15 protein-coding genes and 1 tRNA gene are annotated in these 15,176 nt (G+C 31.7%); 13 read left to right on the top strand and 3 right to left on the bottom strand.

Annotated elements, in window-relative coordinates:
* Positions 1-5 precede the first annotated feature (5 nt).
* The 7 genes from ACKI3Q_RS10565 to ACKI3Q_RS10535 all read left to right on the top strand — a co-directional run bounded on the left by ACKI3Q_RS10565 (position 6) and on the right by ACKI3Q_RS10535 (position 8,565).
* Complete coding sequence (locus ACKI3Q_RS10565; RefSeq protein ID WP_407416549.1) at positions 6-899, top strand: hypothetical protein; 894 nt, start codon at positions 6-8, stop codon at positions 897-899.
* A gap of 64 nt (positions 900-963) precedes the next feature.
* Positions 964-2,385 (top strand): amidophosphoribosyltransferase, encoded by a 1,422-nt coding sequence (gene purF / locus ACKI3Q_RS10560; protein WP_407416548.1) that lies wholly within the window; start codon positions 964-966, stop codon positions 2,383-2,385.
* An 8-nt stretch (positions 2,386-2,393) separates the two neighbouring features.
* Entirely contained in the window at positions 2,394-3,644 is a 1,251-nt protein-coding gene (locus ACKI3Q_RS10555) for a peptidase U32 family protein (RefSeq protein ID WP_407416547.1), read from the top strand.
* Positions 3,637-4,431, top strand: coding sequence for a Ni-sirohydrochlorin a,c-diamide reductive cyclase ATP-dependent reductase subunit (gene cfbC / locus ACKI3Q_RS10550; protein ID WP_407416546.1), 795 nt, complete (start codon positions 3,637-3,639; stop codon positions 4,429-4,431). Before ACKI3Q_RS10555 ends, cfbC begins: the two co-directional genes overlap by 8 nt.
* Positions 4,432-4,433: 2 nt before the next feature.
* A complete protein-coding gene (locus ACKI3Q_RS10545; protein WP_407416545.1) occupies positions 4,434-5,099 on the top strand; it encodes an HAD family hydrolase in 666 nt (221 codons plus the stop codon).
* A gap of 22 nt (positions 5,100-5,121) precedes the next feature.
* Positions 5,122-5,472, top strand: coding sequence for an arsenate reductase family protein (locus tag ACKI3Q_RS10540; RefSeq protein ID WP_407416544.1), 351 nt, complete (start codon positions 5,122-5,124; stop codon positions 5,470-5,472).
* Positions 5,473-5,910: 438 nt separating this feature from the next.
* Positions 5,911-8,565, top strand: a complete 2,655-nt coding sequence (locus ACKI3Q_RS10535; RefSeq protein WP_407416543.1) for a hypothetical protein — start codon at positions 5,911-5,913, stop codon at positions 8,563-8,565.
* Positions 8,566-8,973: 408 nt separating this feature from the next.
* Here the strand turns inward: ACKI3Q_RS10535 and ACKI3Q_RS10530 are convergent, their stop codons facing one another.
* The gene (locus ACKI3Q_RS10530; RefSeq protein WP_407416542.1) at positions 8,974-9,441 is read right to left on the bottom strand and encodes a hypothetical protein; all 468 of its coding nucleotides are present in this window, start codon (positions 9,439-9,441) and stop codon (positions 8,974-8,976) included.
* A gap of 402 nt (positions 9,442-9,843) precedes the next feature.
* On the opposite strand from ACKI3Q_RS10530, the gene ACKI3Q_RS10525 reads away from it, so the two are divergent.
* The 5 genes from ACKI3Q_RS10525 to ACKI3Q_RS10505 all read left to right on the top strand — a co-directional run bounded on the left by ACKI3Q_RS10525 (position 9,844) and on the right by ACKI3Q_RS10505 (position 12,773).
* Positions 9,844-9,916 (top strand) — tRNA-Ala (locus tag ACKI3Q_RS10525).
* A 38-nt stretch (positions 9,917-9,954) separates the two neighbouring features.
* Entirely contained in the window at positions 9,955-11,037 is a 1,083-nt protein-coding gene (locus tag ACKI3Q_RS10520; RefSeq protein ID WP_407416541.1) for a hypothetical protein, read from the top strand.
* 19 nt (positions 11,038-11,056) lie between these two features.
* Positions 11,057-11,515, top strand: coding sequence for a DUF1890 family protein (locus ACKI3Q_RS10515; protein ID WP_407416540.1), 459 nt, complete (start codon positions 11,057-11,059; stop codon positions 11,513-11,515).
* 1 nt (position 11,516) lies between these two features.
* Positions 11,517-11,822: a DUF1894 domain-containing protein gene (locus ACKI3Q_RS10510; RefSeq protein WP_407416539.1), complete on the top strand. Its 306-nt coding sequence runs from the start codon at positions 11,517-11,519 to the stop codon at positions 11,820-11,822.
* Between the two features lie 9 nt (positions 11,823-11,831).
* Positions 11,832-12,773: a methionine synthase gene (locus tag ACKI3Q_RS10505; protein ID WP_407416538.1), complete on the top strand. Its 942-nt coding sequence runs from the start codon at positions 11,832-11,834 to the stop codon at positions 12,771-12,773.
* Here the strand turns inward: ACKI3Q_RS10505 and ACKI3Q_RS10500 are convergent.
* Positions 12,770-13,834, bottom strand: a complete 1,065-nt coding sequence (locus ACKI3Q_RS10500; protein WP_407416537.1) for an NADH-dependent flavin oxidoreductase — start codon at positions 13,832-13,834, stop codon at positions 12,770-12,772. The two genes, ACKI3Q_RS10505 and ACKI3Q_RS10500, sit on opposite strands and share 4 nt — an antisense overlap.
* A gap of 132 nt (positions 13,835-13,966) precedes the next feature.
* Positions 13,967-14,719: a precorrin-4 C(11)-methyltransferase gene (gene cobM, locus ACKI3Q_RS10495; RefSeq protein WP_407416536.1), complete on the bottom strand. Its 753-nt coding sequence runs from the start codon at positions 14,717-14,719 to the stop codon at positions 13,967-13,969.
* Positions 14,720-14,897: 178 nt separating this feature from the next.
* Here cobM and ACKI3Q_RS10490 point away from each other — a divergent pair.
* Positions 14,898-15,176 (top strand): hypothetical protein (locus ACKI3Q_RS10490; RefSeq protein WP_407416535.1); only part of this gene is annotated, 279 nt, incomplete at its 3' end.

Genomic DNA, 15,176 nt, shown 5'->3' with positions numbered 1-15,176 from the left:
TTATTATGGAAAATAACAATCAGGTCTCTAAAATAGATGTAAGAATAATTGTATCTAACTTGGATATTGCAGGTTTGGTTTCAAAAGCGGTTAATAATATTCAACTTGAAAGGGATTATAATATTGTTGTTTCTTCTATAATACCTACTACTGATTTAGATATTGCCAAAAAAGTAGCTGAAGGTGCAGATATTATCCTTATTGGTGGATATGGTCAAGATGATAATTTTAATTTGCTTTTCAATGATTTAAAAACAGATTTTAATCATATTGGATTGTTTGATTACAATAATGTTCTATTTGAAAGTGAAGAAGTTAATGCTGAACTTGCCCAAAAGGAAATCCTGAATTCAATCATCAAGTCAACTCTTTCTTATTCTTTAAATTTAATTAATATCCATACCTTAGAAAACAAACTGTTAGAAATAACACATAATTATAATAATTTGCTTGATGATTACAATAAACTTATTAAGGAAAATGAAGTATTAACTATGGAAAATAATGATTTGCATAATGATATTGATAATCTGAAATCTGATTTTTCCAGTTTTAAGAATAGATTTGAAGATATCTACAATAAGGACTTTTTGGAAATTTACAAATTGGAAGACTTGTGGGAAGATGTTTTTAGACAGGAATTAATTGATGAAGAAAAGATTGTGATAGCTACAAATAAGTTTAAGCCAGATAATATTCTTGTTGGACAAGGTTTTATAGCTGCCCAATCTAGAAATCATGCAATAGAATGGTTAAAAATTATTAAAACAGCATTAATTTTTGTCGAAGATAATAAGGAAGAATTAACTCAAGAATTGTCTTCTAAACGTCAAAACAAGCCTCCTGAAGTTAGGGATGATTATGATTTGCCTAATAATTTCGAAAATTTCTGGGATTAAAAACATTATTATTTTATACTAGGTTAAAGAAAAATATTATTGATAATTATCATGGTGTTTGTTCATGCAAGGTGAGATGGAAGATAAATGTGGTATAGTTGGAATACACTCCGAAGATATTTCTAAGGATGTTGCTTCTTTTGTTTATTATTGTTTGTTTGCTTTACAGCATAGAGGTCAAGAATCTGCTGGAATAGCAACTTTTGATTTGGATAAGGGCTTAAAGTATTATTGCGGTATGGGCCTGATTACAGATGTTTTTAAAGATTATGAAATACACAATCTTGGGGGCAATATCGGTATTGGTCATGTAAGATACTCAACCACTGGCCAGTCCAAATTGGAAAATTCTCAGCCGTTTGTAACTGATTTTGATGATGGATTTATTGCTATGGCTCATAATGGTGATATAGTTAACTCCACTGAATTAAGAAATGAACTTATAAAAGAAGGATATGAATTCAAATCAGATACAGACTCTGAAGTTATATGTTACATGCTTAAAAGAGAACATTATGATAATAATAAAAACATTATTGATGCAATCGAGTCTGTTTCTAAAAGACTTGTCGGATCTTATGCATTAGTCATACTTGTTAATGGTGACTTATATGGTGTCCGTGGACCTATGGGCATTAAACCCTTAGCCATTGCAAAAAGAGGAGAGGACTATGTTTTAGCATCTGAAACTGTTGCATTTGATGTTATCAATGCTAAATACATTAGAGATATAGTTCCAGGAGAGATTGTTTACTTTGAAAATAATGAAATCAAAAGCCACATGCTGGAAATTGCAGATGAGTCCAATTTGTCACACTGTATGTTTGAATATGTTTACTTTGCAAGACCGGACAGCACAATCGATGGAATTAACGTTTATCAAACTAGATTAAATATTGGCCGTGAATTACATAAGTTATACCCAATTGATGCTGATGTGGTGATTCCGGTACCTGATTCATCAATCCCTGCAGCTATTGGATATTCAAGAGCTTCCGGAATTCCATACGGTGAAGGTTTGATTAAGAATAGGTATGTCGGAAGAACATTCATCATGCCAACTCAGGAAGAACGTGAATTGGCGGTTAGACTCAAGTTAAATCCAATTAATGAAGCCATCAAAGGCAAAAAAATTATTTTAATAGATGACAGTATTGTAAGGGGAACGACTTCAAAGCAATTGCTTGATCTTGTAAAAGAAGCAGAACCTGCTGAAATTCATTTCCTGGTAGGTTGTCCTCCTGTAATTGCTCCTTGTTTCTATGGTGTAGCAATGGCTACTAAAAAGGAATTAATTGCAGCCAACTATTCACCTGAAGAAATTAGAGAGCAGTTAGACATTGATTCTTTAGGTTATATTACTTTGGAATCACTTATAGATGCTATCGGTATGCCTGAGGAAGACTTATGTTTAGGTTGTTTAAACGAAAAATATCCGACAGAGCTTCCTGATGATATTGAAGCCGAAACTTATTATAAACCTTAAGGATTAATATGCCAGAATTGTTAGCTCCTGCTGGAAATTTCATATCTCTTCGTGCTGTTTTAGAGAATGGTGCTGATGCGGTTTATTTTGGTTTAGATGAATATAATATGAGGGCTAATGCTAAAAATTTTTCTCTTGACGATTTATCTAAAATATCTAAGATAGCTGGGGAGTATGATGCAAAAACTTATCTTTGCACTAATATCATTTTAAAGGAATCACAAATTATAGAGCTTAAAAATAATTTGGAAAAAATATCCTCGTCTGAAATTGATGGACTGATTTTATCAGATATCGGTTTGATAGAAGATGCAGTATCCAATGGTCTTGAAGCACATGTCAGCGTTCAGGAAAACGTAACTAATTCTTATACTTTGAAAACTCTACATAAGCTCGGTGCTAAAAGGGCAATTTTATCTCGTGAATTATCAATTGAAGAAATATCTGAAATTACTAAAAAATCTCCAATTGAAACTGAAGTATTTATTCATGGAGCAATGTGCATGGCTATTTCAGGCAGATGTTTTTTAAGTTATGGATTATATGGAAGAAGTGCAAATTGCGGTGATTGCCTTCAGCCTTGCCGTAAAAATTGGACATTAACCTTTGAAGAGTCTCAAAATGATTTAGTTTCAAATATCTCTGATGTGGCTGATGAGTCTTTTGTCATATCTGAGGCTTATGATGACAGTTATAGAACCAACTTTTTTTCACCAAAAGATATGTGCATGATAGAGCATATTCCTGAATTAATTAGAACAGGTGTCAGTTCATTTAAAATTGAAGGTCGTGCTCGAAGTCCGGATTATGGTGCAATGGTTACTGGAATCTATCGTGAGGCTATTGATTCCTATTTAGAAAATCCTTCTGAGTATGAGGTTGATCCAAAATGGATGGAAGAGCTAAAAAGTGTTTTTAACCGTGGATTCGATACTGGATTTTATTTTGATATTCCATGCCAGACAAGCGAAACCAACCAGTCAAAGTATATTAAAAAGGATATAGGACAGATTGTAAACTTCTATAATAAGGTTAGTGTAGCTGAAATCAGGGTATGGGATGATTTAAAAATTGGTGATAGGATAATGATTCAGGGAGAAACTACGGGCTCCATTACACATACTATAGATTCAATGCAGGTGGAAGGCGCTGATGTTGATGAAGTTTCTAAAAACTCCAATGTTGGGGTTTTGATGCCAAGTAAAGTTAGAAAAAATGATTTTGTCTATAAACTAATTGAGAGGTCACACAATGATTAAAAAAATAGCTATTTATGGAAAAGGTGGAATCGGAAAAAGTACAACTGTAGCTAATTTATCCGCTACATGGGCTAGTCAAGATTTAAACTGTTTGGTTATTGGTTGTGATCCAAAGGCTGATACTACACGTACATTATATGGTCGCAGAATTCCTACTGTTGTAAACACTTTAAAGGATAATAGAAAACCTGAACGTGATGATTTAGTTTTTAAAGGTTTTAAAGATATATTGTGTGTTGAAAGCGGAGGGCCTGAACCTGGAGTGGGATGTGCAGGCCGTGGCGTTATTGTTGCAATGAAAAGACTTGAAAATATAGGAGTTTTCGATGAAGACCTGGATGTAGTGGTTTATGATGTTTTAGGTGATGTTGTATGTGGAGGTTTTTCAGTTCCTCTGCGTGAAAAATATGCTGATGAAGTATTAATTGTGACTTCTGGTGAATATATGTCACTTTATGCGGCAAACAATATTGTTCGTGGTGTTAAAAAGCTTAAAGGGAATTTGAGCGGTATTATTTGCAATTGCAGAAATGTTGAAAATGAAGAGGAAATAGTTAATGCTTTTGCTGAAAAAATAGGAACTCATGTTATTGGAACCATACATAGAAGCAATTTGATTCAGGATGCTGAATTGGATGCAAAAACCGTTGTAGAAAAATACCCTGAAAGTGATGAAGCTGGTGAATACTTTGACCTTGCTTCAAGTATAATGAATAATGAAAAGGTATCAGTTCCAGAACCTATGGATGATGAAGAATTTGAAGAATTTTTTAAATCTTATGTTTGATTATGACAGCTAAAAAACTTTGTATATTTGATTTTGATGGAACATTATTTGATTCTGTAGAAGATGTTATACTATGTTTCAACAGAACTTTAAAAGAGTATGGGTTTCCAACTTTAACCCGTGATGAGTACATTCCCTGTTTGGGTGGAAATATAGATGATATTGTCTCAAAAGTATTGGGTAAAAACAGCACTCCTCAAAATGTAGAAATTATTAAGAATGTTTACTTGGATTATTATAATTCATCCCATAAAGAAAGAACTGTTCCGTTTACTAATAGCAGGGAGCTTCTGGAGAATTTGCAGGACAATGATATATTGCTAGCCATCAATTCGAATAGATTAAATTATTCCTTAAACGAATTTGTTGACAGATATTATCCTGATATTGATTTTGTACTGATAGAAGGCCATAATGTTGACTACCCATCTAAACCGGATCCGTGGGGAGTAAATAATATAATCAATAAAGCCAATGTAAGTCTGGATGAAGCAATATACATTGGAGATTCAATAACTGATATTAAAACAGCTCAAAATGCAGGAATTGACTGTGTAGTTGTCAAATGGGGATATGGGGATGAAGTTGCATTCAATCATGAATATCCCGTAAAGGTCATTGATAAGTTTTCACAGTTATGTGAATTTTTAGGCATTAACTATTTTTAATTAAAAATTCATAGTATTAGTTATGTTATTCGTATATTATCCTAAATGCTCAACTTGCAGAAAAGCCAAAAAATGGCTGGAAGAAAACAACCTGGAATTTGAAGAAAAAGATATTGTTGAAGATAATCCAAATGTTGAAGAATTAAAGGAATGGTATGGAAAAAGCGATTTGCCACTTAAAAGATTTTTCAACACCAGTGGAATGAAATATCGTGAATTGAAATTAAAAGATAAACTTCCAGATATGTCTGAAGATGAACAATTGGAATTGCTCGCAACTGATGGAATGCTTGTAAAAAGACCTATCATTGTTAAAGATGATGTTGTTTTAACAGGTTTTAGACAAAAAGAATGGGAAGAAAGATTATTGTAAAAAATTTTTATCTTTTCATTTTTTTTCATTGTCATTAAGTAAGATGTCTTAAATCATTTTATTATTGGTTGTTCTTTAATTAATTTACTATTTGGATTTTTTTAATTTGAGCTTATTTGTTATTGAAATATTTTTAATGGATTGTAATTATTATTTAAAAAAATTATGAATTAATTTTTAAATTGATGATGGAGAACAGAATTTTAGTAAGTTTTATAAGGAATTCTTTATAAAACATTATATATATGTGCATGGGGGTTTTTTCACAAAATAAGACTATGCTTTTGTCATATTCTTTTAATGAATTGATTAAGGCATCGGGGATTCTATTTGCAGAATTAAAATTTTATTTAAATAGATTGTTCTATGTTTTTAAAACCAAACCTTCAAAACACTTCCTAACCATAACACCATTAAATTATTTCGAGGGGAAAAATGATGAAAAGGAGAATATTAATTTTTAGCATATTGGTATTTATCATATCGATAGGTTGTGTATCTGCTAGTGAGGATTTAAATGTTTCAGATACATTGGCCTTGGATGATTGTAACCAAAACACATTAAATTTAGATGAAAACGGTGAAGATAGTATAATTTCCGCATCATATACTGGAAATTTCAAGGAATTAAGTGATTTAATCGATGATACTGATGTGGGTGGTACATTATATCTAAACAAGGATTATAAAGGCAGTGGAAGAATATATATATTTTTTGATATTACCATAGATGGGCAGGGTCATACCATTGATGCAAGCGGTAAATCTAGTATATTTGATGTTGGATATAATAATGGAGTTACTTTAAAAAATATTAATTTTAAAAATGCAAAAAATGAATATGTTGGTTCTGGTGGTGCAATAGTTTCATCTTCATTGCTGCAACTTATAAACTGTAAATTTATAGGCAATACTGCAGGGTATGGCGGTGCGGTATTTTGTTCAGATGCCATCTCAGTACAGGGATGTACTTTTCAGGATAATACTGCCAACGAACAAGGTGGGGCATTATACTCATCCAAATTAATTGTTAAAAATAGTGTATTTTCAAACAATAATGCTCCGAAGGGTAATTCTATTTGTTCAGGTGATTTACAGGTTACTGATTCAAGTTTTACTTCAAACAGTAAAACGGATTTAATATATTTTTATAATGGGAATGAAGCAGGTCAACTTTATTTGCAAAATAATGCAATGAAAAGTGCAAATCCATCTGCCATATATTATGAAGGCGGTGCTCCGATAACATCTCAGGTTAATTTAAATTTCCTTGATAAAACTGTAAAAAAGGGCCAAACTATAGAGATTGCAACAATTAAGGATGATAAGGGTAATGTCATACGTATGGATGGTTTAATTGAAGCTCAAATAACAGATAAAAATGGTAAGGTAGTCAGCAGTTTCAAACTAAACTATAACAATGGATATAAATATACATGTAATCTAAATGACGGCACATATACAGTAAATGCCAAAGTCTCTTCAAATGTTGCAACCAATGTTAAAATTAGAAAAGGTACTTTAACTGTATCTTCCAATCCTGTTCAGCTCAAGGCATCTGATGTAACCAAATATTATAAGGGATCTCAGAAATATAGCGTAACAGTATCTAACAATGGAAAAGTAGTATCCGGAGCAAGTGTTTCAATATCAATCAACGGTAAGACAAGTACTGTGAAAACGGATAAGAATGGTGTTGCAAAACTTGCCTTAAATCAAGCAAGCGGCACATACCAGATTACAAGTTCATATGGGGGAAAACAAATAACCACAAAGGTTACCATTAAACCTACAATCACAGGAAAAGATGTAACTGGTACAACACAGGGTACAAAATACTCTGTCACGGTTTTAAATAGTGATGGAACTCCTTTAAAAAATACAAAAGTTTCATTTAACATAGGTTCTACCAAATACACGGCTACCACAAATAATAATGGTATTGCAACTTTAACCCTTAAATTGAAAGTGGGCACATACAACATTGAAGCGACAAATCCAAAAACCGCAGAAAAGATTAAAAATAAGCTAACTGTAAAAAATCCTCCTACAATAAAAATTCAAGCCAATGACTTAACTAAATATTATGGTGGTTCTGAAAAATTCACGGTTAAAGTAACAGACAATAATGGAAAAGTATTAGCTAATAAAGAGGTTAAAATTACTATTAATGGAAAAACCTATAAAAGAACCACTGACAAAAATGGTGTTGCATCAATGAACATTGTCTTAAACAGTAAAACATACCCGGTCACTGTAGAATGTGGTGGTGAAAAGGTTTCTGTTAAGATAACAGTTAAACCAACGATATATGGTAAAGATATTACAAAAATGTATAAGAATGGTACACAATACTATGCTGCATTTGCTGATTCAAAAGGTAACTTATTGAAGAACACTCAAGTTGAATTCAACATCAATGGTGTATTTTATAAAAGAAATACGGATTCCAATGGTGTGGCAAAACTGACTATTAACTTGTTGCCAAATACATATATCCTTACAGCGATAAATCCAAAAACAAATGAATTATTTTCTAATAAAATTATCGTTAAGCCAATTATTGTGGAAAACAAAGATTTGACCAAATATTATAAGAGTCCATCAAAATACACATTAAGGATATTGGATAATGTGGGTAAACCTGTAGGCGCGGGTGTTAATGTGGATTTAAACATCAATGGAGTCATATACCATAAAAAAACCGATGCAAATGGTTATGTTAGTTTGGCCATTAATTTAAACCCTGGAACATATATTGTAACTGCTTCGTATAATGGTTATATGGCATCAAACACAATAAAAGTCTTAAGCATTTTATATTCCAAAGATATAGTACAAGGCTATTCCGAAAGAATATACTACGAAGTGCTATTACTAAATGATTTGGGAAAACCATATCCTAACCAATATGTTATATTATCCATTGCTGGTGAGGTATATAAAGTAAAAACTGATGATAATGGAATCGCTAAATCAAGGATATACTTAGATCCTGGAGTATACATAATGACTGCATCCTATAATGGTTTAAGCATTTCAAATACCATTACAATTATAAAAGATTATGTGTTCTGGATTGAAATGCTTTAACAGTTCGGTTCAAACAATAATATTAAAGCTATTAATTAATTTTAATAGCTTTCATTTTTTTTTTAAATATGATTTTGTTACAATTGGAAAATGCAAAGTAACGATTAATTATACAACAAAAGTATTTTTCTTATCTTCTATTCACTTTCATCGCATATAATTAATTTTACCATCAATAATCTAATGGGTTGCACCAATATTTTCAATTATTTTAATGAATGTTTAAATAATTTTTAATGGATTTAAAAAAATAAATCATATTTTCATATGTGAATGATTCAATGAAGAATAAGTATAAAAAGAAAAAATTATTCATTTCTAAATTAAGATGATGGATTTAACTGACATATATTTTGAGTAAAATAAGGAATTATTGTTTTAAAAAAAGAAAATAGCTTAAATAAGTATTTAAGCTATTGTACGGGCAATTAATTTTTCATTATCTGATTGTATTGAAATTACTTTATTTCCTTTTGCATATGTGAATGTATATCCAATGCCATCATAGTATAGATAACCCTCTGTTCCGTTAACGTTTTTGGATGTTCCGTTCATGTAATTTTCGAAATCTTTAGCATTAGTATTGTTGTATTCCGTTATTAGGATGTTAATATAATTTGTATCATTCTTAAATCCTTTTGCATAATCGGTGGTTGTAAAAAAAGTATAATCCTTTACAGTTGCATTTTTACTAATGTTTGTATTTTCTTTAAATGTACCTGGAACGTGGAAAGTTTCTCCATCAAGAGTTACGTTTTGGTCAGGTGGGCTTCCAAAAAGAGATCCTAAACCTGGAATCTCAAATGCGGATACGGTTCCCATAGCAATAATGGCTACAAAGACAACAGACAGTGCAATCAATATCTTTTTGTTCATTTTTAACCTCCTATTGAATAATATTCATAATTTGACTTAAAATTCCCACATTTGTTTAAAACAAATGCAAAAACTAAAAGAATAATGATGAATATAAGTTTTTGTATTTAAATCTTTATAAATGCTGTATTAAATATTTTTCTAAATGTTTGTCAATGTTTCAATTAAATAAGTGGATTTAATTTCTTAATCAAAAATGAAAGAAAATTGCTTCGAAGACCTATACCTGCAAGAAAATTCAACATGAACTACAGACCAAGATAGAAAAATTGAAGAAAAAAATTATGAAAAAATTCTTAAATTGACTGTAGTGAGAAAATAACAAAAGTATTTTATAATTAAAAGATACAAATATTTAGTATACATGTATAAATAATACTTTTTATATACTATATTTATAACGGGCTGGTAGCTCAGATGGGAGATCGTCGCCTTGGCATGGCGGAGGCCCCGGGTTCAAATCCCGGTCAGTCCACTTAAATTTATTAAATAAATTTTAATTGTGATTAAATTATGATATTAATAGCTCAAAATCATTTACAACTTATATTGGAAATAGGAATAATGATGTTTGTATTATTGGTCTTTTTCCTTAACTTAGTTCCGTTATCTCTAAGTGTTGTAACATTTTTATCTTTATTTTTAGCAGGAGGGTTTACTCTTCTTTTCGGAGCAGATATTGGTTTGCTTATTGTATCTTCCAGTCAAGCAGAGTTTACTCACCCATTTGGGCCTATTGCACTTCTTGGTGCAGTAACTGCATTAGCATCGCTGAAAGTTATGCGGAGCTCGGGTGTTGATGTTAAGCCACTTAGAAGATTTGTAATCTTATTTATTGTTGGTATCACCGTGTTCGGTGGATTAATGCACAGATCATTCTTATTGTTATGGTTTTTAGGTTTATTTATAGGTTACACTATATTGTCCAAATCATTCAGAGAAAAATCTTTATTTACAGTAAAAAGAATTCTCCTCTTCTTTGGTTTGGCTATTGCAGGATTTTTAAGTTTAGAGGTTGTTTCAAGAATTACTGGAATGACAATTTTTTCACCTTTGTTAAGGTTAGGTAGGATTGAACAGTACTCTACATCCAGTGTAAAAATGGTATTGAACAATATCCAACTTATAGGACACAATGCTAATGCTTCCTATTGGGGTGCTGAAGGAACAGCATTTGCTGAAGGTTATATCACACTTCCAATGCAGTTAGTTTTATTCTTCGGTCTTCCTTTCCCAATGTTTTTCGGTATATTGGTAAACCAAAAGGATACAATTGATTATATGCTTCCAGGTATTTTAGGCTATGGATTTGATTTTGGTTATTTGGGCCTTATAGGTTTAGTTGTATTTGTATTGGGAACTATTCTCATTGGATTTAAAATATTGTCCATGTACAGAGATAAAAGAGAAAAAAACAGTAAAAAATACTTAGGTAGAGAGGTATTATTAACTGGTGCATTAGCAGCATTTTGTTCACAATCATTAATAGGTTTATTCATATTTAACAGGACAATTAACGGTACTGCACTTTTATCATTCATGTTCTTAGGATCATTGATTTTGGCAAATGCAGTTACATTAAAATCAAGAACTTAAATTATTGGGAGACTATTTTATGAAAGCTTTAATCTTATTGGGTTGTCCGGAAACTCCATCTCAAACTCCTATGGCCGTTTATGCATTTAGTAAATTAACGCAATTAGGTTATGACGTTACAATAGCAGCCAATCCTGCAGCTTCAAAATTAGTAAGGGTATCTGACCCTGAAAACTATTATAAGCTTAATCTTGTAGATTTAGAAAGAACTTTAGGTGAAATTGGCGAAGGCGATTATGACTTGTTAGTCGGATTCGTTCATAAGGATGCTGCGGCAGCGTTTTTCGTAACATTCGATCAAATTCTAAATACCAAATCCATTGCATTAGTATTTGAAAGAGACTTGGATTTAGTTGGTGAATTTGTCGAGATGATTGAAGAAAGTGGAAGCAAAGCTAAAATTTATGCTGTAAGAGCATTCCATAATCCTTCACCGATTAAAGTTAATTTTGACAGAGCATTAAAGGAGTTGGAATAAAATGTCATTCTGTTTAGACACATATCTTCAACAATCAGACAATTATGAAATTCACGCATCAAAAGCAGGTTTTAAAGACTGTGCTATGATTATTCGTTTTAAAGCTGATGAAATTATTTATGTTAAGCCTGGCGATCAGGTATTGGGTGTTCGTGTTATAGGAATTCCACCTATTCCTATTGGAATTGACGATAAAAAAGGAACTGTTTTTATTCCATACACAAAACCATGCCACGGTACTTCAGTTGTTGAATTGCCTATTGATGCTGAAGAAATAGATAAAATTAGAGAATTAAATACTCAATAAGTGATTAGTATGCGCTCTACTGTTGTAGGTAGTTATCCTGTTGAATTTAAAGAACCGTCTAACTTTAAAGATAAAATTCTTAAAACTTTTGGAGCATATGATCCTTTTAAGGAATCAATTAAGCATGCTGTATTTTCTCAGCTTGATGCGGGTGTTGATATAGTATCTGACGGTCAGGTAAGAGGGGATATGGTTTCTAGTTTTTCAAAGTATATTCCTGGATTTAAAATAAAAGATGGAAATACATATATTGTTTCTAAAATTCTAAGGCCTATTGGTGAAATTTCCGTTAAAGATTTACTTTATGCCAAAAAATTAGTCAAGGAGTATTATAATGGAAATGTTCCTGAAGGCAAAGGAGTTAAAGGTATCATTACAGGTCCTTCAACCATTATTCATTCATCCAGAATCTCTTCTTTTTATAAGGAAAAGGATGATGCCATTATTGATTTGGCACACAGTTTAAAATCTGAAGTTAATGCTATTGAACGTAGAGTAAAACCTGTTTATATTCAGGTCGATGAACCGTTCTTGTCAACAGGCATGGTAAATATGAAGGTTGCACGTGAAGCTATTGATATATTGCATGATGGTTTAAGTATTCCTTTGGCTATGCATGTTTGCGGTACTCTTGAAGGTGCATATAAGGATATTGCCAAGTTTAATGTAGATATTCTTGACTTTGAATTTGCTGGAAATAATGTTAATTTGGGCATTTTGGAAAAAAATATGGATTTGTTTAAAGGCAAAAAGATAGGATTTGGCTGTATTGATTCTTCTAAAAACGAAGTAGACTCAAAGGAAAAGACTGAAGAGCTTATTTCAAAAGGAATTGATATTGTTGGAAAAGAAGATATACTCCTGGATCCTGATTGTGGATTAAGGAGAGCACCAATGGATGTTGCCTTTGAAAAATTAAAATTAATGAATGATATTAAAAATCAGTATTAAAACTTGTCTTTGCAAGTCCTAGGGAAGAAACATGTGCTTGTTTTTTTCCAATAACAATTATTGCACAATATGCACTTATTTTCGCCATTACCTTTTAATTTCCATTCAACTAGGAATGTTGGGTCAGCTACAAAAGGCCTTTGCATTGAAATGAATTCAATTTTTGAGTTATTCAATATATTATTGATTTGATTTTGGCTATTGACTCCACCACCCAATATAACAGGTATATTAACGCTGTCAATAATCTTTTCACATTCATCGATTAATGGATTTATCTTTTTGATTGTTCTTGAAGTAAATTCTGGAGGAGTCCTGTCAATATTTTCCTTGGAGAAGTATTGTGGGGAACGTGGCCTAGTAATTTGTAAACTGTCAACACCATGCTTTTCAAGTAATTTGGCTATTTCAATGGTGTCATCTATTGTCATACCACCAACCTGAATATCAAATGCATTTAATCGGCAGTTGATATGCAGATTAGTTGTTTTTTTGATTACTTTAATCATTTCCAGAACAATTCTTAAGCGATTTAAAGTATTTCCACCGTATTTGTCTTCACGCTTGTTGAAGTAAGGGCTAATGAATCTAGTCAGGAAGTAATAATTTCCTAAAGCTATTTGAACTCCATCAAAACCTGCATAATCGCATTTTTGACAAGCAACTATAAAATCAGTCTGTATTTTTCTTATATCTTCAATACTGATATCTTCAACACGCATATTCTGTTCTGCATGCTTATTGTATTGTACAAATCCAAGCTGTGCAAAGATTGGAACATCATAGACATGAACTAAATCAGTCAAGTCCTTAAATTCACGGACAAAACGTTTGAAATGTGGAGTATGTGAGTATTTTGAAAATGCATCTCTAGGATAAAGTGATATCAATTCGCTGATTATCAGTCCAACACCGCTTGCGGCGATGTTTTCGTAACGATTATATATTTCAGGTGTTAAGTTACCTGGTTGTTCTCTTTCAGATTCCCATAATCCCGTTCTTACAATACGGCTGTTGAGGTTAAATTCCCCAAACTTGCAAAAATCGAATAAATCTTTCATATGATATATTATGGTTTGGTTTAATATAAAAAGTTATATAAAAAAATCATCATAGATAATTATTTTTTAATTTTTTTGGGCATTTGGTAAAAAAATAGGTAATTTCCCTAAAAGATGTTAGGGATAGCATTTTCATCGATATTCATGTTTAAAGTTTGCGTCATATAACTTAGATGGTGTAAAATCACCCGGGTCTAAAACATCTCCAACTACAATCATTGCAGTCTTTGTTATATTGGCTTCTTTAACTTTGCTTGCAATATCCTTTAATGTTCCTCTTATTATTTCCTGGTCTGGCCAAGTTGCCTTTTTGACTACCGCCACTGGTGTGTCTTCAGTGTAACCTTCAAGCAGTTCGTCAACAACTTTGTCAATCATGGAGATTCCAAGGAATATGCACATTGTTGCATTGTGTTTGGAAAAACTTCTAATACTTTCAAGTTCCTTTTTAGGTGTTCTTCCAGCAGGACGTGTAATAATAACACTTTGTGAAACTTCAGGTATTGTTAATTCTGCTTCAAGTGCACTTGCTGTTCCGAATAATGAACTTACTCCAGGAATAATTTCATATTCAATGTTAAGCTTTTTTAGCTCACGTATTTGTTCACCTATAGCTCCATAAATTGCTGGGTCGCCTGTATGGACACGTGCAACAAGCTTGTCTTCATCAATTGCCTTTGCCATAATGTCAATTGTTTCTTCGAGATTTAAATAAGCACTATTATGTACATCGCAATCTTCTTTTCTTGGAGCTAATACTTCTTTGTTAACGAGGGAACCTGCATAAATTATCACGTCTGCTTTTTCAATAACTTTTCTTCCTTTTACAGTTATTAAATCAGGGTCACCCGGTCCGGCTCCAATAAAAATTACTTTAGCTGTCATAAATACTATTTTATTTAATCTAATATATATTTATTATCCACTACAATTTTACCTTTTGAAAGCAATATTGCTTTTTAAAATGAGTTAAATTTATTAATTCCAAAGATAATCTAAAATTATGGATAATAAAGGTTTTATATCTGTGGAATTTTTATTTTCACTTTTTATAATATTAATTGTGGCTTGCGGTTTATTAGTTTATTCGCAAAATGCAATGAATTCTGCACTGGATATTGAATCTGACTTGAATCATAGGGTGATTTTAGATACTGTTGCAAATACTATTAATCAGGTAGATTCTCATGGTGAATTCTATTCAAAGAATATTAAATTACCCTCAACAGGTAAAAATTATGTATTGACATTAGAAAAAAACAAATTAACTATTGAATATGACAATAAAAAGGGAGAAATGTATGTTCCTTTAATTGAACCTTATTCGACATATAAATTATAT

It is taken from the genome of Methanobrevibacter sp., assembly GCF_045636185.1.
In the GTDB taxonomy this organism is placed as follows: domain Archaea; phylum Methanobacteriota; class Methanobacteria; order Methanobacteriales; family Methanobacteriaceae; genus Methanocatella.
The sequence above is the reverse complement of the archived record's forward strand: the minus strand, read 5'-3'. Positions and strand labels throughout refer to the sequence as shown.